16 protein-coding genes are annotated in these 22,392 nt (G+C 72.1%); 5 read left to right on the top strand and 11 right to left on the bottom strand.

Annotated elements, in window-relative coordinates; translation table 11 throughout:
* Positions 1–344: 344 nt before the first annotated feature.
* Positions 345–2,288: a TIGR03960 family B12-binding radical SAM protein gene (locus tag ACWDD9_RS35940; RefSeq protein WP_449813929.1), complete on the bottom strand. Its 1,944-nt coding sequence runs from the start codon at positions 2,286–2,288 to the stop codon at positions 345–347.
* A gap of 555 nt (positions 2,289–2,843) precedes the next feature.
* Between ACWDD9_RS35940 and ACWDD9_RS35935 the strand changes: the two genes are divergently transcribed.
* Positions 2,844–4,148, top strand: coding sequence for a M14 family zinc carboxypeptidase (locus ACWDD9_RS35935; RefSeq protein ID WP_449813928.1), 1,305 nt, complete (start codon positions 2,844–2,846; stop codon positions 4,146–4,148).
* Positions 4,149–4,247: 99 nt separating this feature from the next.
* Here the strand turns inward: ACWDD9_RS35935 and rodA are convergent, their stop codons facing one another.
* The 8 genes from rodA to folC form a co-directional block, all read right to left on the bottom strand.
* Entirely contained in the window at positions 4,248–5,447 is a 1,200-nt protein-coding gene (gene rodA / locus ACWDD9_RS35930; RefSeq protein ID WP_049658703.1) for a rod shape-determining protein RodA, read from the bottom strand.
* A complete protein-coding gene (mrdA, locus tag ACWDD9_RS35925) occupies positions 5,444–7,759 on the bottom strand; it encodes a penicillin-binding protein 2 (RefSeq protein ID WP_049658705.1) in 2,316 nt (771 codons plus the stop codon). The genes rodA and mrdA overlap by 4 nt, the downstream gene beginning before the upstream one ends.
* Before the next feature lie 81 nt (positions 7,760–7,840).
* Positions 7,841–8,479, bottom strand: coding sequence for a rod shape-determining protein MreD (gene mreD, locus ACWDD9_RS35920; RefSeq protein ID WP_049658707.1), 639 nt, complete (start codon positions 8,477–8,479; stop codon positions 7,841–7,843).
* Positions 8,480–8,482: 3 nt separating this feature from the next.
* Positions 8,483–9,478, bottom strand: coding sequence for a rod shape-determining protein MreC (gene mreC, locus ACWDD9_RS35915; RefSeq protein ID WP_449813927.1), 996 nt, complete (start codon positions 9,476–9,478; stop codon positions 8,483–8,485).
* Positions 9,479–9,593: 115 nt separating this feature from the next.
* A complete protein-coding gene (locus ACWDD9_RS35910) occupies positions 9,594–10,619 on the bottom strand; it encodes a rod shape-determining protein (protein WP_049648984.1) in 1,026 nt (341 codons plus the stop codon).
* Between the two features lie 332 nt (positions 10,620–10,951).
* Positions 10,952–11,365, bottom strand: coding sequence for a nucleoside-diphosphate kinase (ndk, locus tag ACWDD9_RS35905; protein WP_049648947.1), 414 nt, complete (start codon positions 11,363–11,365; stop codon positions 10,952–10,954).
* A 108-nt stretch (positions 11,366–11,473) separates the two neighbouring features.
* Positions 11,474–11,824 (bottom strand): DUF4233 domain-containing protein, encoded by a 351-nt coding sequence (locus ACWDD9_RS35900; RefSeq protein WP_049648948.1) that lies wholly within the window; start codon positions 11,822–11,824, stop codon positions 11,474–11,476.
* Position 11,825: 1 nt separating this feature from the next.
* A complete protein-coding gene (gene folC, locus ACWDD9_RS35895) occupies positions 11,826–13,217 on the bottom strand; it encodes a bifunctional tetrahydrofolate synthase/dihydrofolate synthase (protein ID WP_079271806.1) in 1,392 nt (463 codons plus the stop codon).
* A gap of 184 nt (positions 13,218–13,401) precedes the next feature.
* On the opposite strand from folC, the gene ACWDD9_RS35890 reads away from it, so the two are divergent.
* From ACWDD9_RS35890 to ACWDD9_RS35880, 3 genes are all read left to right on the top strand, one after another.
* Positions 13,402–14,835, top strand: coding sequence for a glycosyltransferase family 2 protein (locus tag ACWDD9_RS35890; RefSeq protein WP_082345126.1), 1,434 nt, complete (start codon positions 13,402–13,404; stop codon positions 14,833–14,835).
* Positions 14,836–14,887: 52 nt separating this feature from the next.
* Positions 14,888–16,033 carry a non-hydrolyzing UDP-N-acetylglucosamine 2-epimerase gene (gene wecB, locus ACWDD9_RS35885; RefSeq protein ID WP_449813926.1) on the top strand — a complete coding sequence of 382 codons (1,146 nt, stop codon included), beginning with the start codon at positions 14,888–14,890 and terminating at the stop codon, positions 16,031–16,033.
* 165 nt (positions 16,034–16,198) lie between these two features.
* Positions 16,199–17,728, top strand: a complete 1,530-nt coding sequence (locus tag ACWDD9_RS35880; RefSeq protein WP_449813925.1) for a chitinase — start codon at positions 16,199–16,201, stop codon at positions 17,726–17,728.
* 31 nt (positions 17,729–17,759) lie between these two features.
* Here ACWDD9_RS35880 and ACWDD9_RS35875 read toward each other — a convergent pair whose 3' ends face one another.
* Positions 17,760–18,284 (bottom strand): hypothetical protein, encoded by a 525-nt coding sequence (locus ACWDD9_RS35875; RefSeq protein WP_074000687.1) that lies wholly within the window; start codon positions 18,282–18,284, stop codon positions 17,760–17,762.
* A 311-nt stretch (positions 18,285–18,595) separates the two neighbouring features.
* Positions 18,596–21,235 (bottom strand): valine--tRNA ligase, encoded by a 2,640-nt coding sequence (locus tag ACWDD9_RS35870; protein WP_049648951.1) that lies wholly within the window; start codon positions 21,233–21,235, stop codon positions 18,596–18,598.
* Positions 21,236–21,425: 190 nt separating this feature from the next.
* Here ACWDD9_RS35870 and ACWDD9_RS35865 point away from each other — a divergent pair, with 190 nt between their 5' ends.
* Positions 21,426–22,295 carry a hypothetical protein gene (locus tag ACWDD9_RS35865; RefSeq protein WP_449813924.1) on the top strand — a complete coding sequence of 290 codons (870 nt, stop codon included), beginning with the start codon at positions 21,426–21,428 and terminating at the stop codon, positions 22,293–22,295.
* Positions 22,296–22,392 lie beyond the last annotated feature (97 nt).

The raw sequence follows: 22,392 nt of genomic DNA, 5'->3' as shown, positions 1-22,392 counted from the left end.
AACGCTCGGCTGGGAAACCCCAGCCGAGCGCCTGCATAAACTGATCGCGGCTTGATCAACTAACCACGTGTTGCAACGACCCCTAGAAACCGCCGAATCGGGGAGGGCTCTACGCGTGGCCTCAAGGCCTCAGACCCACTCGATCGAGGACTCGATGCCCGGGGCACTCCGGGCGGCGGGCAGAGGGGTCCTCCAGCCGCCTTGCCGGGCCTCCCGGACGGCAGGGCCGGGCCCACCCAGGGCGCGCGTCATTCCGAGCGCGCCCAGAACGAGCTCCCGCTCACCCTCCGAGAGGCTGTGAAGTAAGTCACACAGCTCGCTCACCGTGTCCCCCACGCCGCCGCCTACTTCTGCTGGCCAGTGGCGTTGACGACCGTCAGCGGCAGCATCTTCTTGCCCGTCGGGCCGATTTGTATGGCCGTGTCCATCTGCGGGCACACGCCGCAGTCGAAGCACGGGGTCCAGCGGCAGTCGTCGACCTCGACCTCCTCCAGGGCGTCCTGCCAGTCCTCCCAGAGCCAGTCCTTGTCGAGGCCGCTGTCCAGGTGGTCCCAGGGCAGCACCTCCTCGTAGGTGCGCTCGCGGGTGGTGTACCAGTCGACGTCGACGCCGGTGCCGGCCAGGCCCTTCTCGGCGCAGGCCATCCAGCGGTCGTAGGAGAAGTACTCGCGCCAGCCGTCGAAGCGGCCGCCGTCCTCGTAGACCTCGCGGATGATCGCGCCGACCCGGCGGTCGCCGCGGGAGAGTAGGCCCTCGACGATGCCCGGCTTGCCGTCGTGGTAGCGGTAGCCGATGTTCTTGCCGTACTTGCGGTCGCCGCGGATGGAGTCGCGCAGCTTGGCCAGGCGGGCGTCGGTGGCCTCGGCGGACAGCTGCGGGGCCCACTGGAACGGGGTGTGCGGCTTGGGCACGAACCCGCCGATGGAGACGGTGCAGCGGATGTCGTTCTGGCCGGTGACCTCGCGGCCCTTCTGGATGACGTTCTTCGCCATCTCGCCGATCTGGAGCACGTCCTCGTCGGTCTCGGTGGGCAGGCCGCACATGAAGTACAGCTTCACCTGGCGCCAGCCGTTGCCGTACGCGGTGGCGACGGTGCGGATCAGGTCCTCCTCCGACACCATCTTGTTGATGACCTTGCGCATGCGCTCGCTGCCGCCCTCGGGGGCGAAGGTGAGGCCCGAGCGGCGCCCGTTGCGGGACAGCTCGTTGGCGAGGTCGATGTTGAAGGCGTCGACGCGGGTGGACGGCAGCGACAGGCCGATCTTGTCCTCGGTGTAGCGGTCCGCCAGGCCCTTGGCGATGTCGCCGATCTCGGTGTGGTCGGCGCTGGACAGCGACAGCAGGCCGACCTCCTCGAAGCCGGTCGCCTTCAGCCCGCGCTCCACCATCTCGCCGATGCCGGTGATGCTTCGCTCCCGCACGGGGCGCGTGATCATGCCGGCCTGGCAGAAGCGGCAGCCGCGGGTGCAGCCGCGGAAGATCTCCACGGACATCCGCTCGTGCACCGTCTCGGCGAGCGGGACCAGCGGCTGCTTCGGGTACGGCCACTCGTCGAGGTCCATCACGGTGTGCTTGGACACCCGCCACGGCACGCCGGGGGCGTTCGGCACGACGCGGCCGATCCGGCCGTCGGCCAGGTACTCCACGTCGTAGAACTTGGGGACGTAGACCCCGCCGGTGCGGGCCAGGCGCAGCAGCAGCTCGTCCCGGCCGCCCGGGCGGCCCTCGGCCTTCCAGGCGCGGATGATCTCCGTGATGTCGAGGACGGCCTGCTCGCCGTCGCCGACCACGGCGCAGTCGATGAAGTCCGCGATCGGCTCCGGGTTGAAGGCCGCGTGGCCGCCGGCCAGGACGATCGGGTCGTCGAGGGTGCGGTCCTTGGCCTCCAGCGGGATGCCGGCCAGGTCGAGCGCGGTCAGCATGTTCGTGTAGCCGAGCTCGGTGGAGAACGACAGGCCGAACACGTCGAAGGCCTTCACCGGGCGGTGGGCGTCCACGGTGAACTGCGGGACGTGGTGCTCGCGCATCAGCGCCTCGAGGTCCGGCCAGACGCTGTAGGTGCGCTCGGCGAGCACACCCTCACGCTCGTTCAGCACCTCGTAGAGGATCATGACGCCCTGGTTGGGCAGCCCGACCTCGTAGGCGTCGGGGTACATCAGCGCCCAGCGGACGTCGCAGGCGTCCCAGTCCTTGACGGTCGAGTTCAGCTCGCCGCCGACGTACTGGATCGGCTTCTGGACGTGCGGGAGGAGGGCCTCCAGGCGTGGGAAGACCGATTCGACAGTCATGTACTAGGAACCCTTACGACGTGATTCGGTGCCGCGAGTCGGCACGGGAGGGGTGACCCTCAAGGGTAGCCCAATCCGGGGAACGGGCCGTCTGCCCCGGTTCACGGGCCCTCCGCGCTCCGGCGCGACCCCGGACGGCCGGTCTCCGCCCGCACCCGCCGGTGTCCACCGGTGCCCACCGGTGGCCTCCCGTGCCCGCTGGTGCCCGCCCCGGCATGCGCGGTGGGCGCCCGCCGGCCGGTCCCGTCCGCCGTTGACACGCCCGGACGGGCCGTGCGGTACTGACAGGGCTCCGCCAAAGACATCTGCACCCCTTCCGGACAAGGAAGTTGAGTCGTACGCTCGGCCCTCGTCGGTTTTCCGGCCGGCACGCCTCTCCCTCCCCACGGGCCGCCCCCGGACAGCCCCGTCCGTCCCCGCACGGCCGCCGTTCCCGGCCCGCGGTGCCACGCCCAGCCCCGTCCCCCTCCCCCGTCCCCCCGCCCGCACGCCGTGCCCGGCGGCGCACCCGCACGCCCGCGCCCCGGCGGCCGTACGACCGGCGCAAGGAGAACCATGACCGACACCGGTCGGCGGATCCGCCCGCTCCGGACCCTCGACACCCGGCCGGCCCGCTACCCGACGCCGGCCCAGGCCGAGTCCGCCGCGCGGCGGCTCGCCCTGCGGCACCCGGACCGCTGCCGGCTGCGCGAGGTGGGCCGCTCCCGGGCCGGCCGCCCGCTGCTGCTGCTCTCCGTGGACCGCGGCCCGCGGGCCGTCCTGGTGGTCGGCGGCCCGCACCCCAACGAGCCGATCGGCACCGCCGGGACCGTCCGGCTCGCCGAGGTGCTGCTCGACCGCCCCGCCCGCCCCGGACTCTCCTGGCACCTGCTGCTCTGCCTCGACCCCGACGGCGCCGCGCTCAACGCCGGCTGGCTGGACGGCCCGCTCACCATGCGGCGCCACTACGAGCACTTCTTCCGCCCCTCCTTCGAGGAACAGCCCGAGCTGCTACCCGCCCCCGGCTCCGGCCGCCCGCCGATGCCGGAGAGCCTGGCGCTGACCGGACTGATCGACGAACTGCGCCCGTTCCTCCAGTGCTCGCTGCACGGGGTGGACTTCGGCGGCGCGTTCGCCCAGCTCACCCGCCCCGTCCCGGGCCTGGCCGGGCGCTTCGCCCGCTCCGCGCAGCGGGCCAGCGTGCCGCTCGACGTGGACTCCTACGACGCGATCGGCTGGGCCAGCCCGGACCCGGGCACCTACCTGATGCCGTCTCCGGGCACCGGCGGCTCCCGGGCCCTGCCGGACGAGCCCGAGCTGTCCACCTGGTCGTACGCGGCCCGGTACGGCGCGGTCTCCGCGGTGCTGGAGGTCCCGATGTGGGCCGTCGACGCGGTCGGCGACGCCCACCGCCACCCGGCCGGCCCGCAGGCCCTCGCGGCCGCCGCCCGCGACCTCACCGCACGTGCCGCGGACCTCACCGCCCTGCTCCCGGCCGTCCGCGCGCACTGGCCCGGGGCGCCCGGCCACGAGGCGTACGGCCCGCTGCTGCGCACCGCCGAGTCCAGCCTGGCGGTCGCCCCGCGGGTGGCCGAGGAGTGGCTGGAGCGCTGGGGCGCCGAACCGCTCACCGCCTCCCGGGTGACCACCGCCGGACTGGTCGCCGCCCGCGTACCGCTGCGGGTCGCGTCGATCCTGCTGCGGCTGCTCGCCGACACCCGCGGCCCCGGCGTCGAGGCCGCCCGCGACCGCGCCCGCACCGTCGTCGCCGACAGCCTCGACCGGCTGCGCCACCGCTTCGGCACCCGCTGGGTGCCCGTCCAGGAGCAACTCGCCCACCAGACCCGCGCCGTCCTCACCACCGCCGACTGCCTGCTCTGAAACCCACCCCGGCCCCGGACACGACAGCGCCCCGGACACGACAGCGGGGCCGGCCCGGGAAGTCCCGGACCGGCCCCGCCGCCGCACGGCGCGGCGCGCTCAGGCCGCTATCGGCCGCTGGCTCCGCACCGCCTGGAGCAGCCCGATGGCGATCCAGTTGGCGAACATCGACGAGCCGCCGTACGAGACGAACGGCAGCGGGATGCCCGCGACCGGCATGATGCCCAGGCACATCCCTATGTTCTCGAAGGCCTGGAAGGCCATCCAGGCGATGACCCCGGCCGCCACGATCGTCCCGTACAGGTCGGTCGCCTGCCGGGCGATCCGGCAGGCCCGCCAGAGGATCACGCCGACCAGCGCGATGATCGCCAGCGCCCCGACGAAGCCCAGCTCCTCGCCGGCCACGGTGAACACGAAGTCGGTCTGCTGCTCCGGCACGAACTGCCCGACGGTCTGGGTGCCGTGGAACAGCCCCTTGCCGGTCAGTCCGCCCGAGCCGATCGCGATCCGGGCCTGCGCGGTGTTGTAGCCGACGCCGTTCGGGTCCAGCTGCGGGTTGGCGAAGGCGGCGAAGCGGTCGATCTGGTACTGGCTCAGCAGCCCGAACTTCCAGATCGCCACGCATCCGGCGGTGCCCGCCACCAGCAGGCCGAGCACCCAGCGGTTCGCCGCGCCGGAGCCGAGCAGGATGCCCAGCACGATCGCGGCCATCACCATCACCGAGCCGGCGTCCGGCATCAACAGCACTATGCACATCGGCACCCCGGCCCAGAGCAGGCCCCGGAACACCGCCCGGTGCGAGGGGAACTCCCGCTCCCCCGCGTCCACCTGGTCCGACAGCACGACGGCCATCGCCAGCACGATCGCGAGCTTCGCGAACTCGGCCGGCTGGATCGAGAAGCCGCCGCCGAGCTGGATCCACGAGTGCGCGCCGTTGATGGTCGAGCCGAGCGGGCTGAGCGTCGCCAGCAGCAGGACGAGCACGCCGACGTACAGGAACGGCACGATCGTGCGGAAGCGCCGGCTCCCTATCGCTATCACCACGGAGCACAGCACCAGCCCGACCACGAAGTTGGTCAGGTGCCGGTACAGGAAGTACTGCGGGTCCCCGTGGGTCAGCGAGTCGCGCCCGCGGGTGGCCGACCAGACCAGCAGCGAGCTGCCGGCCGAGAGGGCGAGGGCGGCCACCAGCAGTATCCAGTCCAGCCGCCAGAGCGGGGAGTCCTTGGACAGCGCCTTGGAGACCCCGCGGCGCTGCGGGGCCAGCCGCAGCTGCCGGTACGAGCCGTAGGAGGTCATGCCCGTCCCCTTCCCGGTCCGCGCGTGGGTTCGAGCGCGGCGTCGGCCGCGGTGTACGACGCCGGACGGTCGGCCGGCGGCGTCCGGTCGAGGAAGGCCGTCGCCGGGGCCGGCTGCGCCGTGGCCGTGTCGAGCAGCGCCGGAGCGGCGGCCACGGCCTGGGCCTGGAGGCCCGGGGCCTGGGCGCCCTGCGCCGCGTCGGCGCCGTACGAGACCGGCTTGATGATCGCGGTGCCGTCCGGGTTGAACTTCGGCAGCTCGGCCTGCGGCGCGGGCAGCAGCGCCTTGCCGCTGTCGATGCCGCCCTTGTCGTCCACGCCGTACAGCGCCTGGTAGATCCGGCGGATGGCGTCGCCGGAGCCGCCGGAGCCGGTGCCGCCCTGGCTTATCGTCATGACGACCGCGTAGTCCTTGCTGTACGTGGTCAGCCAGGAGGTGGTCTGCTTGCCCTCGACCTCGGCGGTGCCGGTCTTGGCGTGCAGCGTGATCTTGTCCTGCGGCCAGCCGTTGAACTTCCAGGCGGCGGTACCGCTCTTGATGACGCTCTCGGTGGCCTGGTTGATGTAGCTGAGCAGCTTCTCGTCGCCGGGGAACTTGGCGTCCTCGTGCGGGGCGATCTCGCGGACGAGGTCCCCGCCCGGGCTTATCACGGCCTTGGCGATGGTCGGCCGGTAGAAGGTGCCGCCGTTGGCGAGCGCCGAGTAGATCCGGGCCATCTGGACCGGGGTGACGAGGGTGTCGCCCTGGCCGATCGCGAAGTTGACGGCGTCACCGGCGCGCATCTGGTAGCCGTCGACGCAGTTCTCCCGGGCGATCTGGTCGGAGTAGCTGTTGCCGCCCTTCTGCCCCTGGGCGCACCAGGCATCCTTGTTGTTGTCGTAGAAGGACTGCTTCCACTGCCGGTCCGGCACCCGGCCGGTGACCTCGGACGGCAGGTCGATGCCGGTCTTGGCGCCGAGGCCGAACTCGTGGGCGGTCTTGAAGAACCAGTCGCCCGGGTCCTTCTTGGGCTTGATGCCGCCGTCCTTCATCCACTGGTCGTACGCCAGGCCGTAGAAGACGGTGTCGCAGGAGACCTCCAGCGCCTTCTCCAGGGAGATCTGGCCGAAGTTCTCGCTCTCGAAGTTCTTGAACTCGCGGCCGCCGATGGTCATGCTCTTCGGGCAGTCGTAGCGGCCGTCCAGCGAGTAGCCGGCCTGCACGGCGGCGGTGGTGGAGATGACCTTGAAGGTCGAGCCGGGGGCGGACTGACCCTGTATGGCCCGGTTCAGCAGCGGGAAGTTGGAGTCCTTGCTGGTCAGCGACTGGTAGTCCTTGCCGCTGATGCCGCCCACCCAGAGGTTCGGGTCGTAGGTCGGGGCGCTCGCCATCGCGACGATCCGCCCGGTGTGCACGTCCATCACCACGGCGGCGCCGGAGTCGGCCTCGTAGTTGCGGTTGGTGATCTTGTCGAAGGTGTTCCGGGCGTCGTTCATGGCCTGCGCCAGGTTGTCCTCGACCACCTTCTGCACCCGGGCGTCGATGCTGGTGACCAGGTTGTCGCCGGTCTGCGGGGCGACGGTGCCGGCGTTGCCGATCACCCGGCCGAGGTTGTCGACCTCCAGCTTGGTGATGCCCGCGGTGCCGCGCAGGTCGCGGTCGTACACCGACTCCAGGCCGGCCCGCCCGATCTGGTCGGCCGGCAGGTAGCGGTCCAGGCCGCTCTTGCCGGCGGTCTTGCTGACCTCCTCGTCGGTGACCGGCGAGAGGTAGCCGAGCACCTGGGCCATGTTGGCGCCCTCGGCGCCGGTGTAGCGGCGTACGGCGGTGGGCTGCGCGGTGATCCCGGGGAAGTCCTCGCGGCGCTCCATTATCTGCATCGCCTGCTGGGTGGTCGCCTCCTTGGTGACCGGGATCGGCTGGTACGGCGAACCGTTCCAGCAGGGCTGCGGGGTCTTGGCGTCGCAGAGCCGGACCTTCTCCTGCACGTCCTTGGCCGGCATCCCCAGCACCTCGGCCAGCCGGGACAGCACCGCCTTGCCGCCGTCCTTCTGCTGGAGCAGCGAGGTGCGGCTGACCGAGACCACCAGCCGGGTCTCGTTGCCGGCCAGCACCCGCCCGGAGGCGTCCAGGATCTCGCCGCGGACGGCCGGCTCGACCACCTCGCGGATGTGGTTGCCGGTCGCCTTGGCGGTGTACTCCTTGGCGTTGCGGATCTGCAGGTACCACAGCCGTCCGCCGAGGGTGGCGAGCAGCGACAGCACCAGGATCTGCAGCACCACCAGACGGATCGTCACCCGTCGGGTGCGGCCGGTCTCGGGGATGTTGCTCACGTCTCGTGCGCTCCAGGATGCGGGGAGGTCGGGTGGTCGGGGCCAAAGGGCCGGGCGGCCGGGGCCGGGAGGCCGGTCCGGTTACGGGCGGCGGGCGAAGCCCGGCACGCGCCGCTTCTTGTACGACGGGCCCGTCGAGGTGTCGCGGGTGGTGCGGTAGCGGGCCAGCGTGCCCAGGCCGGAGCCGCCCTCGTCGTCGTCCGCGGCGGCCACCGGGTCGCGGCCGAAGCGGCGGCCCAGGTACATCACCAGCGGCACCACGAAGGGGGCCAGCAGCAGGTCGTAGAGCAGGGCGCTGATCACCAGTCCGCCGAGGCCGACGTGCCGGGCCGCGGTGTCGCCGACCAGGGCGCCGACCATCGCGTAGAGCAGGGTGGAGGCGACCGCCGCGGCGCCGACCACGACCAGCGAGCCGGCCACGGACCGCTGGCGGCCGTGGTCCGGGCGCAGCAGCCCGGCGGCGTAGCCCATCAGGCAGAGCACCAGCGCGTAGCGGCCGATGGCGTGGTCGGAGGGCGGCGCGAGGTCGGCCAGCAGGCCCCCCGCGAAGCCGACCAGGCAGCCGCCGGTGGGCCCGTAGACCATGGCCAGGCCGACCACGACGAGCAGCAGTATGTCCGGGGTGGCTCCCGGGAGCTGGAGCCGGCCGAACACGCTGACCTGGAGGATCAGGCCGAACAGGACGAGGCCGGCGGAGACGGGGATGCGGGCGAGGCGCATGGCTCAGTTCCCCCCAGTGGGCTTGGCGGGCGGGGCGGCGGGCGCGGCGGCCGGGACCTGGCCGGGCACGGAGGCCGGGACCTGGCCCGGCGCGGCGGCCGGGACCTGGCCCGGCGCGGCGGCCGGCTGGCCCGCGGCGGGCGCCGGCGGCAGGACGGCGTCGCGCGGGTCGGCGCGCGGCGGCACGACCACCACGCCGACCAGGTCCAGCCGGGTGAACTGGACGAAGGGCTCGACCAGGACGGTCTTGGTCAGCTGGCCGGCGTTGGCCTGGACCTCGACGACCTTGCCGACCGGGACGCCGGGCACGAACGGGCGGCCGCTCTGCGAGCCGAAGGTGACCAGCCGGTCGCCGGCCTTGACCTGGGCCTTGCCGTTGAGCAGGGAGACCTTCATCGGGCTGTCGCCGCCGCCGGAGGCGAAGCCGATCTCGCCGGTGCCCTCCAGCCGGGTGCCGGCCGAGAAGCCGGGGTCGGAGGCGAGCAGCACGGTGGCGGTGGTGGGCGCGACGGTGGTGATCCGGCCGACCAGGCCCTGACCGTTGATCACCGTCATGTCGCGGGTGAGGCCGTCGTCGCTGCCGGCGTCGATGGTGATGGTCCAGGAGAAGCCCTGGGCCGGGCCGATCGCGATGACCTGGGCGGCCTTGACGGTGTAGCCGCCGGCGCCGGCGGTGCGCAGCAGGTCGTCCAGCTGCTTGGTGCGCCCGGTGGCCATGTCGGAGGAGGCGAGCTTCTGCCGGAGTTCGGTGTTCTCGCGGGCGAGCTGGTCGGTGCGGCCGCTGTCGGTGGCCGCGTCGCGGAAGGCGCGGACGGTGTCGGCGACCGGATCGACGACGGTGGCGGCTCCGCGCTCGACCGGTCCGAGGACGCTGGCGGCGGCGTGCCGGGCGGGCCCGAGCGGGGAGTCCTCACCGCCCTTGATGTCCACGGTGATCAGCGCGAAGGCGACGGCCACCAGCAGGATCAGCAGCAGCCGGCTCTCTCGTGTGTCCCTCACGGTGCTGGTACTGCCCCTTCGTACCTGGCCGCCGCCCGGGGCTGTGGGGCCCGGGCGGCGGCCCGTTCAGTCGAGTGTCTGATGTGACGTGTGGTGCCGGTGGTGCGGCGACCTGTCAACGACGCGGCGAAGCGTCGAGTACCTGCTGGAGCGCCTCGAACTCCTCGACGCACTTGCCGGAGCCGAGCGCGACGGAGTCGAGCGGGTTCTCCGCGATGTGGATCGGCATGCCGGTCTCGCGGCGCAGCCGCTCGTCCAGGCCGCGCAGCAGGGCGCCGCCGCCGGTGAGCACGATGCCCCGGTCCATGACGTCGCCGGCCAGCTCGGGCGGGCACTGGTCGAGGGTGGTCTTGACCGCGTCGATGATCGCGTTGACGGGCTCGTCGATGGCCTCGCGGACCTCGGCGGCGGAGATGACCACGGTCTTGGGCAGACCGCTGACCAGGTCGCGGCCGCGGATCTCGGCGTGCTCGTCCTTCTCGCCCTCCAGGCCGAAGGCGCTGCCGATGCTCATCTTGATCTGCTCGGCACTGCGCTCGCCGAGGAGCAGCGAGTACTCCTTCTTGATGTGCTGGACGATCGCGTTGTCCAGCTCGTCGCCGGCGACCCGGATGGACTGGGCGGTGACGATGCCGCCGAGGGAGATCACGGCGACCTCGGTGGTGCCGCCGCCGATGTCGACGACCATGTTGCCGGTGGCCTCGTGGACGGGCAGGCCGGCGCCGATCGCGGCGGCCATCGGCTCCTCGATGATGTGCACCTGGCGGGCGCCGGCCTGCGAGGAGGCCTCGATGACGGCGCGGCGCTCGACGCCGGTGATGCCGGAGGGCACGCAGACCACGACGCGGGGGCGGGCGAGGTAGCGGCGGCGGTGGATCTTGAGGATGAAGTACCGCAGCATCCGCTCGGTGATCTCGAAGTCGGCGATCACGCCGTCCTTGAGCGGGCGGATGGCGACGATGTTGCCCGGGGTGCGGCCGATCATCTTCTTGGCCTCGGCGCCGACGGCGAGGATGCCGCCGGTGTTGGTGTTCACCGCGACGACGGACGGCTCGTTCAGAACGATGCCCTTGCCCCTGACGTACACCAGCGTATTGGCTGTTCCGAGGTCGATCGCCAAGTCGCGGCCGATGAACGACAGGTTGCTCGCCATGGGGTGTGGGTGCCTTCCCGGGCTCGGAGTTCATGGGGGGGTGGACGAATGCGCGCGTCCACGCGTGGGCGGAGAACAGCTGAGCTGTCTTACCGGGCCCTTGAGTCGCGTCCATCGTAGCCACGCCACTCGGTACGGACGTCGGCGTGGGGCATACCGTCCATTGTCCGGGGCGTGATCGCATCTCCGAGGATTGGGACGCCGTGTCGGCGCCGCCAGTTCCCTATTTCACGATAAGAATGCCCCGGCCGGGCCAATGGTCCCGACCGGGGCGGTACGAACGTCCCCCCGGGCGTGTCGCCCGGGTCCCGCTCGCCGGATCAGGCGTGCGCGGGGAAGAAGATCTTGATCTCGCGCTCGGCGGACTCCGGGGAGTCGGAGGCGTGGATCAGGTTCTCGCGGGTGATCGTCGCGTAGTCGCCGCGGATGGTGCCGGCCCCGGCCTCCAGCGGGTTGGTGGCGCCGGCCAGCATGCGGATGCCCTTGACGACCTCCTCGCCCTCGACGATCAGCGCGATCGACGGGCCGGTGGTCATGAACTCCAGCAGCGGCTCGTAGAACGGGCGGCCCACGTGCTCCGCGTAGTGCTGCTCCAGCGTCGCCCGGTCGAAGGTGCGCAGCTCGATGGCGGCGAACCGCCAGCCGGCCTTGCGCTCGATGCGGCTGATGATCTCGCCGGCCAGGCCGCGGCGGACGGCGTCGGGCTTGAGCAGGACGAGAGTGCGCTGGGACACGGTGCGTCTCCTGGGGATTCGGTTCGGCAGACAGTCGGGTCGACAGGCGGCGCCGACAGGGCAGAGATTACCTTGCGTACACGGCGTGTCGGTCCGCTGGTCCGGGCCTCAGGCCTGTACGGCGGCGGCCTCCGCGGCGGCCCTGGCGGCCTTGAACGCGTCCACCTTGCGGCCGTAGTGCACCGAGCACCACCACAGGCCGGCGAAGACCACGCCGAGCCCGAACATGGTCGGCAGCACGAAGCCGCTGGCGATCAGCCCGATCTGCAGCGCCCAGCCGATCTGCACCGCGCCGGGGCGGTCGATCATGCCGCAGAGCAGGACGCACAGCGCCATCGCGATGCCGCTGACCGTCCAGATCTCCGCGTTGGAGACGTCGGTGAGCCGCATCGCGACCAGCGCCGCGAACAGGACCAGCAGCACTTCGCCGATCAGAGTCGAGGAGCAGAGCGTCCTCATGTCACTTCCTCCCGAGCAGCAGGCGGGCCTCGCCCACCGTGATGACCGAACCGGTGACCAGCACCCCGGCGCCGCCGAGGTCGCCCTCCTCCTCGGCGAGGCTGACGGCGGCGGCGATGGCGTCGTCGAGCCGGGGCTCGACCTGCACGCGGTCCTCGCCGAAGATCTCGACGGCGAGGGCGGCGAGCGCGTCGACGTCCATCGCGCGGTGGGTGGAGTTCTGGGTGATGACGACCTCGGCCAGGATCGGCTCGAAGGCCTCCAGCACGCCGGCCACGTCCTTGTCCCCGGAGGTGCCGATCACGCCGACGAGCCGGGTGAAGCCGAAGGACTCGGTGAGCGCGGCCACGGTGGCGCGGGCGCCGTGCGGGTTGTGCGCGGCGTCCAGGACGATCGTGGGGCTGCGGCGGACGACCTCCAGGCGGCCCGGCGAGGAGACGCCGGAGAAGCCCTGGCGGACCTTGTCCACGTCCAGCTGCCCGCCGCGCGCGCCGCCGACGCCGAAGAAGGCCTCGACCGCGGCCAGGGCGAGGGCCGCGTTGTGCGCCTGGTACTCGCCGTGCAGCGGGATGAAGACGTCCTCGTACTCCTCGCCGCCGAGTCCGCGCAGCGTCACCAGCTGGCCGCCGACGGCGAGTTCGCGGCGGATCACGCCGAACTCCATGCCCTCGCGGGCGACCGTGGCGTCCACCTCGACGGCGCGGCGCAGGATGTTCTGGGCGGCGTCCAGCTGCTGCTGGGCGACGACGGCGACGGCGCCGGACTTGATGATCCCGGACTTCTCGACCGCGATCTCGCCGGTGGTCTCACCGAGCTTGTCGGTGTGGTCCAGCCCGATCGGGGTGATCACGGCGACGGCGGAGTCGATGACGTTGGTGGCGTCCCAGGAGCCGCCCATGCCGACCTCGACCACGCCGACGTCCACCGGGGCGTCGGCGAAGGCCGCGTAGGCCATGCCGGTCAGCACCTCGAAGAAGGACATCGGCACCGGCTGCGCCGCGTCGACCATCTGCACGTAGGGCTCGATGTCGCGGTAGACCTCGACGAAGCGCTCGGGGGTGATCGGGGCGCCGTCCAGGGTGATCCGCTCGGTGACGGACTCCACGTGCGGGCTGGTGTAGCGGCCGGTGCGCAGCTCGAAGGTGTTGAGCAGCTGCTCGATCATCCGGGCGGTGGAGGTCTTGCCGTTGGTGCCGGTGATGTGGATGGAGGGGAAGGACCGCTGGGGCTGGCCCAGGATGTCCATCAGCGCCTCGATCCGGTCGAGCGAGGGCTCCAGTTTGTTCTCCGGCCAGCGCTTGGAGAGCTCCACCTCGACGTCGCGCAGGGCGTCGCCGGTGCCGCCGTCGGCGGGGCGGATGGTGTACGGGTTCGGGTCGGCCTTGTCGCTCACGTCCACAGTCTACGGAGCGCTGGCGGGTCCTCCTCACGGGGTGAGAACGACCACTTTGCCCGTTCTTTCCCATGATCAGCTAGTTTCCTCCCTTTACTATTGATTTAGCGATTTGAACCGCAATGAAGCATCGATTCGCAACCGATAGGAGCCTTCAGCCTTTGATCACTGGGAGCGCTGCGCCATGCCCGACGCCCTGCACGAGTGGATCGTGCTTCGCCAGGACGCCGTCGTCTGGGTCGCCGGACTGATCTCCCTGGCGCTCGTCGGCTACATGGCCCTCGTCTTCGGACGCTTCCTCGTGTACTGGGCGGGCTCCCGCCACGCCTTCCGGCACGGCCGCCCCGCCGAGCCCGGCGACCCCGCCGCCTTCCGGTGGCACCTGGTGATCCCCTGCCGCGACGAGGAGGCCGTGGTCACCCAGACCCTGGACGGCCTGCGGACCAGCGCGCCCGAGGCCCACCTGTGGGTGATCGACGATGACAGCGAGGACGCCACCCGCGAGCTGGTCCTCGCCGCCGCGGCCCGCGACCCGCGGATCCACCTGGTCCAGCGCCGCCGCCCGCACGCCCGGATCGGCAAGGGCGCCGCCCTCAACGCCGCCTACCGGGAGATCTCCGCCCGGCTGCCCGAGGGCACCGACCGCTCCCGGGTGGTGATCGGCGTGGTCGACGCCGACGGGCAGCTCGACCCCGGCACCCTCGCCCGGGTCTGCAACCCCAAGGCCCTCGGCCGGCCCGACACCGGCGCCGTCCAGATCGGCGTCCGGATGCGCAACGCCGACGACGAGCTCCCGCTGCCCGGCCGCGGCCGGATCGCCAACGCCCTGGCCCGCGCGCTGGTGCGGATGCAGGACGTCGAGTTCCAGGCCACCAACACCGGCATGCAGCTGCTGCGCCGCCGCACCGGCAGCGTCGGCCTCGGCGGCAACGGCCAGTTCGTCCGGCTCACCGCCCTCGACTCGCTCACCGCCGAGGAGGGCCGGGCCGGCCGCCCCTGGCCGGAGCGCGCCCTGCTGGAGGACTACGAGTCCGGCCTCGACCTGCGCCTGGCCGGCTGGCGGCTCACCCACGTCACCGAGGCCCAGGTCTCCCAGGAGGGCCTGATCTCGCCGCGCCGCTTCCTCACCCAGCGCACCCGCTGGGCCCAGGGCAACATGCAGTGCCTGCGCTACACCGGCCGGGTGCTGCGCTCCCCGCACTACACCGCGACCGGCAAGGCCGAGGTGCTGTACACCTTCCTCCAGCCGGTGGTCTGCGTGCTGCTGGTGCTGCTCTTCCCCGTCTCGCTCGGGATCACCGGCGCCGGGCTGGTGCTCTTCCCGGAGGAGACCGCCGAGTTCCAGCTCCGGTTCGGCCCGTGGATGCTGCTCGCCTTCGTGCTCGCCACGCTGCCGATGGTGTTCTGGGGCTTCGCCTACCGCCGGGCCGTCCACCCCGACCGCGGCCGGCTCACCGGGCTGCTCTGGGGCGTCCTGGTCTGGCTCTACGCCTACCACCTGTTCGTGGTCGCCACCCGGGCCGCGGTCCGGATGCTGCTCGGCCGCAACGGCTGGGCCAAGACCCGCCGCAACGCCGAGAAGACCGCCCTCGGCGCCCCCACCGCGCTCGAATCCTGAGCCCGCCCCTCTCCCTTCGCGCCGCCCCTCCCCCACGCCACCGGAGCCCCGCATGAGCATGTGCCTGCCCCCGTCCAGCGTCGCCGTCGTCCTCGGCACCCGCCCCGAGCTGGTCAAGCTCGCCCCGCTGATCCACGAACTCGGCGACGCCACCCGGCTGGTGCACACCGGCCAGCACTGGGACGAGGCGATGTCCGGCCGCTTCCTGCGCGACCTGGACCTGCCCCGGCCGGAGCTGCTCACCGGGGTCGGCGGCCGCCCCCGGGCCGGTCAGATCGCCCAGTCCCTCGGCCAGTTGGACGCCGCCTTCGCCGAGGACCGCCCCGCCGCCGTGGTCGTCCAGGGCGACACCAACGCCACCCTGGCCGGGGCGCTGGCCGCCAACGCCCGGGAGATCCCGCTGGTCCACGTCGAGGCCGGGCTGCGCAGCTTCGACCGGGCGATGCCCGAGGAGCACAACCGGGTGATGGTCGACCACGTCTCCGACCTGCTCTGCGCCGCCACCGGGGAGAACGTCGCCAACCTGCGCGCCGAGTCGCTGGCCGACGACCGGATCGAGCTCACCGGCAACACCGTCGTCGAGGTGGTCCGCCGTCAGCTGCCGGACGGGGCCACCCGCGCCGCGCTGCTCGCCGCGCACGGCCTGCGCCCGGACGCGTACGTGCTGGCCACCGTGCACCGCCCGGAGAACACCGACACCGCCGAGGCGCTCGGCGCGGTGCTCGCCGAGCTGGACCGGATCGCCCGGGCCGGCACCCCCGTGCTGTTCCCGATGCACCCGCGCACCCGGGCCGCCGTCGAACGCTTCGGCCTGGACGGCCTGCTGGAGCGCCTCGCCGTCACCGGCCCGGTCGGCTACGGCGACTTCCTGGGCCTGGCGTGCCACGCGGCGCTGCTGGTCTCCGACTCCGGCGGCGTGCAGGAGGAGTGCACCGTGCTCGGCCGCCCGCTGCTGGTGGTGCGCCGCTCCACCGAACGTCCGGAGGCGGTGGCGGCCGGCTTCGCCGCGCTGGTGCGGCCCGGCGAGGAACTGGGCACCCTGGCCCGCGCCTGGCTCTCCGACACCCCCGAGCGGCTCGCCCGGCTGGCGGCCACCCCGAGCCCGTACGGCGACGGCCTGGCCTCGGCCCGGATCGCCGCGCTGACCGCGGCACTCGCCGACCCGGCCGGCCGGCAGGCCTTGCCTTCAGCCGCCTAGGTCCTCTTGACAGCAGAATTGGTCTACTCCACCTTGTGAGGCAAGTCTCCGTTCCCGACCGGGACTTGAGTTGTCGGTAGCTCCCGCACGCGCACCATCGACACCCCGGACGGCGCTCCTCCCCCACGAGGCGCCCGCCGGGCCTCCCCCACTGGAGACGGAGTCATGCCACCTGCCCGACACCGGCGCCCGCGCGCCGTCCACTCCCTGCTCGCCGGAGCGAGCGCCCTGGTCATCGGCCTGGGCGGACTCGTCCTGGCCGGCGGCACCGGCGCCCACGCCGCCGACACCGACCTGATCGTCAACGGCGGCTTCGAGACCGGGAACCTGTCCGGCTGGACCTGTTCGAGCGGTACGGTCCAGCGCACCACCGTCCACTCCGGCACGTACGCCCTGCAGTCCACCCCGGCCGGGAGTGACACCGGCGAGTGCACCCAGACCGTCCAGGTGAAGCCCTCCTCCGCGTACACCCTGAGCTCCTGGGTGCAGGGCTCGTACGTCTACCTGGGCGCCCGCGGCACCGGCGGCACCGATCCGAGCACCTGGACCCCCGGCGCCGGCGGCTGGACCCAGCTGACCACGAGCTTCACCACCGGCCCGAACACCACCAGCGTCACCGTCTACCTGCACGGCTGGTACGGGCAGCCGGCCTTCGCCGCCGACGACGTCTCGCTGCTCGGCCCCGGCGGACCGCAGCCGTCGCCGAGCCCGACGGCCACCGCCACCTCCACCGCCTCGCCGAGTCCGACGGCCACCCCCACGGACAGCGGCACGCCCACCCCCACCGGCAAGCCGCCGGACCTGCCCAAGCACATCCTCACCGGCTACTGGCAGAACTTCGACAACGGCGCCACCGTCCAGCGGATCAGCGACGTCCCGGCCGCCTACGACATCATCGCGGTCTCCTTCGCGGACGCCACCGCCACCCGCGGCGGCCTGAGCTTCACCCTCGACCCGGCGCTCTCCTCCCGCCTCGGCGGCTACACCGACGCCCAGTTCAAGGCCGACATCGCGGCCAAGCGGGCGGCCGGGAAGCGGGTGGTGCTCTCCATCGGCGGCCAGAACGGCACGGTCTGGGTGGGCGATTCCGCCTCCGCCGCGACCTTCACCAGCACCGCCTGGGCGCTGATGCAGAGCTACGGCTTCGACGGGATCGACATCGACCTGGAGAACGGCATCAGTTCCACCTACATGGGCCAGGCGCTGCACGCCCTGGCCGCGAAGGCGGGGAGCGGATTCATCCTCACCATGGCGCCGCAGACGATCGACATGCAGTCGACCGGCATGGAGTACTTCAAGCTGGCGCTGAACGTGAAGGACATCCTCACCATCGTCAACATGCAGTACTACAACTCCGGCGCGATGAACGGCTGCGACGGGAACGTCTACTCCCAGGGCACCGAGAACTTCCTCACCGCACTGGCCTGCATCCAGCTCAAGGGCGGGCTGCGGCCCGACCAGGTGGGCCTCGGGGTGCCGGCCTCCACCAGCGCCGCGGGCGGCGGGTACCTCGCCGCCGGCACCGTCAACAACGCGCTGGACTGCCTGGCCTCCGGCACCAACTGCGGCAGCTACAAGCCGGACACCGCCTGGCCGGGCATCGGCGGCGCGATGACCTGGTCGACCAACTGGGACGCCAAGGCGGGCAACCCGGTGGCCGGCACCATCGGCTCGCACCTGCACGCCATGCCGTAACCGGCCCGGCCGGTCTGCCGGAGGCCCGGGTTCAGACCCCGGCCCGGGCCTCCGGGACGTGCGCGGCGCCGCCGTGCCGACGGCGCAACTCGGCCGTGATCTCGGCCAGTTCACCGTCGGGCAGCAGCGGCAGCATCATCGCGACGCCCTGCAGCAGACCGCCGAGCAGGAAGGTGGTGTCGGGTGTCGCGGCCACCAGGCCGCGGACCTCGGCCACCTCGCCGGCCGCCACCGCCTCGATCAGCTGGGCCGCGCTCGCGGTCTCCTCGTCCACCGCGACCCCGCCGGTGTCCTCCGGGGCGCGCCGGGCCATCGCCCGCAGCACCCGGTCGCCGACCTCGGGGGCGTACGCCTTGCGGACGGCCTCGGCGGCGATCCAGGCGAGCAGGGTGGTCACCTCGCGCTCGGCGTGCTCGGCGAACAGCAGGTCCAGCTCGTGGTCGAACGCGATCTGGTTGCCGTGCCGGAACGCGAGCAGCAGGGTCGCCGCCCTGGCCTTGGCCTCCTCGACCGCCTCCAGAGGCAGTTCGTCGGCCAACTCCTCGGTCACCACCACGCCATGCCCTCCCGTCCGTCGCTCAGCAGGAACGCTCAGCGGAAACGCCCATTCGGAAACTCCGTGCACACGGTACACAGCGGACCTGCAAACTTCCGCGAACCCGCGCGGGCAAGACCGGAATCAATTCGCTCGGAATAGGACCTCACCCGGTCGCAGGATGATAATTCGCCGGAAGGGAGCAATGTTCCTGGGCTATTTGGTGTAAGGAAAGCGGCCGGGGAAGCCGAACCGGAACCGGAACCCGGAAAACGCCGAGGGGCCGCACCCCGCGCGTCGCGGAGTACGGCCCCTTCGGCGGGGACGGGCGGTCAGCCCTGCGGCAGTGCCGCGAGCTGGGCGGTGATCCGGGCGATGTCGGCCTCGGCGGCCTCCTGGCGGCCCCGGATCTTGGCGACCACCTCGTCCGGCGCCTTGGCGAGGAACGCCTCGTTGCCGAGCTTGGCGGTGGTCTGGGCCTTCTCCTTCTCGGCGGCCGCGAGGTCCTTGGCCAGGCGCTTGCGCTCGGCCGCGACGTCGATAGTGCCGGAGAGGTCCAGCGACACGGTGGCACCGGCCACCGGCAGCGAGGCGGTGGCCGCGAAGCCCTCCTCGGGCGCGGTCAGCCGCAGCAGCGAGCGGATCGCGTCCTCGTGGACGGCCAGCACGGTGCCGGCCAGCTCCAGCCGGGCCGGGACGCGCTGCGCGGGCTGCAGGCCCTGGTCCGAACGGAACCGGCGGACCTCGGTGACCACCTGCTGCAGCGTGGCGATCTCCGACTCGGCGGCCGCGTCACGGTAGCCGCTGTCCTTCGGCCACTCGGTCACGACCAGCGACTCGGCGCCGGTGAGCGCCGTCCACAGCGCCTCGGTGACGAACGGGACGACCGGGTGCAGCAGCCGCAGGGTGACGTCCAGGACCTCGCCCAGCACCCGGCGCGAGGCGTCCGCCTGCGGACCGCCCTTGGCCAGGGTGGTCTTGGAGAGCTCGACGTACCAGTCGAAGACCTCGTCCCAGGCGAAGTGGTACAGCGCGTCCGTGGCCTTGGCGAACTGGTAGTCCTCGTACAGCCCGTCCACCTCGGCGACGGTGGCGTTCAGCCGCGACAGGATCCAGCGGTCGACCGCGGTCAGCTCCTCCGGCGCGGGCAGCGGGCCCTCGACGGTGGCGCCGTTCATCAGCGCGAAGCGGGTCGCGTTCCAGATCTTGTTGCAGAAGTTGCGCGAGCCCTTGACCCAGTCCTCGCCGATCGGCACGTCGGCGCCCGGGTTGGCACCGCGGGCCAGGGTGAAGCGGACGGCGTCGGCGCCGTAGGCGTCCATCCAGTCCAGCGGGTCGACCGCGGTGCCGGAGGACTTCGACATCTTCTTGCCGAACTCGTCGCGCACCAGACCGGTCAGGGCGACGGTCTTGAACGGCGCCTCGCCGTCCATCGCGTACAGGCCGAACATCATCATCCGGGCGACCCAGAAGAAGATGATGTCGTGGCCCGTCACCAGGACGTCGGTCGGGTAGAACTTCTCCAGGTCGGCGGTCTTCTCCGGCCAGCCGAGCGTGGAGAACGGCCACAGGCCGGAGGAGAACCAGGTGTCCAGGACGTCCGGGTCCTGGTGCCAGCCCTCGCCGGTCGGCGGCTGCTCGTCCGGTCCGACGCAGACGACCTCGCCGTCCGGGCCGTACCAGACCGGGATCCGGTGGCCCCACCACAGCTGGCGCGAGATGCACCAGTCGTACATGTTGTCGACCCAGTCGAAGTAGCGGCGCTCCAGCTCCTTCGGGTGGATCTCCACCTTGCCGTCGCGGACGGCGTCGCCGGCGGCCTTGGCCAGCGGCTCGACCTTGACCCACCACTGCAGCGACAGCCGCGGCTCGACCACGGTGTGGCAGCGCGAGCAGTGGCCGACCGCGTGCATGTACGGACGCTTCTCGGCGACGATCCGGCCCTGCTCGCGCAGCGCGCCGACGACGGCCGAGCGGGCCTCCAGCCGGTCCATGCCGAGGAAGGGGCCGTGCACGGTGATCGCACCGCACTCGTCCATGACGGACAGGTTGGGCAGGTCGTGGCGCTGGCCGATGGCGAAGTCGTTCGGGTCGTGCGCGGGCGTCACCTTGACGGCGCCGGTGCCGAACTCCGGGTCGACGTGCTCGTCGGCGACGACCGGGATCTCACGGTCGGTCAGCGGCAGCTTGATGGTCCGGCCGACGAGGTGCTTGTAGCGCTCGTCCTCCGGGTGGACGGCCACCGCGGTGTCGCCCAGCATCGTCTCGGCCCGGGTGGTGGCCACGACGATCGAGTCGTCGCCCTCGCCGTAGCGGATCGAGACCAGCTCGCCCGGGGTGTCCTCGTGCTCCACCTCGATGTCGGACAGCGCGGTGAGGCAGCGCGGGCACCAGTTGATGATGCGCTCGGCGCGGTAGATCAGGCCGTCGTCGAAGAGCCGCTTGAAGATGGTCTGGACGGCCTGGGACAGGCCCTCGTCCATGGTGAAGCGCTCGCGCGACCAGTCCACGCCGTCGCCGAGCCGGCGCATCTGGCCGAGGATGCGGCCGCCGTAGCTCTTCTTCCACTCCCAGACCTTCTCGACGAAGGCCTCGCGGCCCAGGTCGTGCCGGGACAGGCCCTCCTCGGCGAGCTGCTGCTCGACCTTGTTCTGGGTCGCGATGCCGGCGTGGTCCATGCCGGGCAGCCAGAGCGTCTCGAAGCCCTGCATGCGCTTGCGGCGGGTCAGCGCGTCCATCAGCGTGTGCTGGAAGGCGTGGCCCAGGTGCAGGACGCCGGTGACGTTCGGCGGGGGGATGACGATGGTGTACGCGGGCTTGTCGCTCTTCGCGTCCGCGGTGAAGTAGCCACGGTCTACCCAGCGCTCGTACAGCTCGCCCTCTACGTCCGCGGGGGTGTAGGTCGTCGGGAGGGTCGCTGCTTCGTCCCCGGCAAAGGTGCTCACGGGGCGCTGGTTCGTCGTGTCGGTCACGACGCACAGTTTACGTAACCGGGGGGTGGGTCACGAACCGCTTTCCGGTCCGCGGCCCGGGCGCGGACCGGACGGGTCCCGGTCCGGCGCCGTGCGGTAGCGTGCCCGGGCACTCGTCCGGTGGACCGGACGGGCACGGACGACCGGACAGACGACAGGCCGCGGGTGCGGCGGGGGAGCACGGACGCAGATGTACGGCCAGGGACAGCAGTACCCTCAGGGACAGCCGCAGCCGTACGGGGGTCAGCCGCCGTACGGCCCGCCGCCGCAGCAGCCGTACGGCGCGCCCCCGCCACCGCCCGCGTACGGCCGGCCGCACGGCCAGCCCCAGCCGCAGCCCCCGTACGGCCAACCGCAGTACGGCCAGCCCCCGCAGCAGCCGTACGGCGTGCCTCCGCAGGCCCCGTACGGCCAGCCGGGCTACCCGCAGCAGCCGCAGCAGCGCAAGGGCAAGGGCGGTCTGGTGATCGGGCTGGTGGTCGGCGCCCTGGTGCTGGGCGGCGGCGGCTTCGCCGCCTGGAAGTTCCTCGGCGGGAGCGACCAGGGCGGCCGGTACCGGATGTCCGCCCCGGACACCATCCCGGACGGCTACTCCCAGAAGTCGGCCGAGGACAAGGCCGTCGACCCGAACAAGCCGGAGGCGGCGGACTTCGGCAAGGACCTCCACGTGATCGCGGCCAGCTACAGCCGGGGCACCGACCTCGACACCTTCTCGGTGCTCGGCGTCTACGGGAAACTCAACGACCCCGGGAAGATCATCGCGGACGCCAAGAAGAGCACCGGCGACGACGACGTCACCTGGACCACCCCGCTGACCGACTTCCCGGCCCGCGACTCCAGGAACTCCTCCGCGAAGCTCTCCTGCGGCGTGGCCGGGATCGCGGGCAAGCCCGGTCCGACGGTCTGCGTGTGGGCGGACAGGTCCACCACCGGCCGGGTCACCTTCAGCAGGATGAACGTGAACAGCCACGGCCAGCTCACCGGCGGCCAGGAGACCACCCTGACCCAGGCGGCCGACCAGACCAGGGCGATCCGCGACGCCATGGTCGTCGCCAAGTAGCGCACACCACGAGGAGGGGCCCCGCACCGGATCCGGTGCGGGGCCCCTAAAAGATGTGAGGGCCAAGGGTAACGCGCTCTTCTACCGCGCGTAGCGC

This window comes from Kitasatospora sp. NPDC001119 (assembly GCF_053598475.1).
Note: the sequence above shows the minus strand (reverse complement) of the source record. Positions and strands in the feature narration are given on the sequence as shown.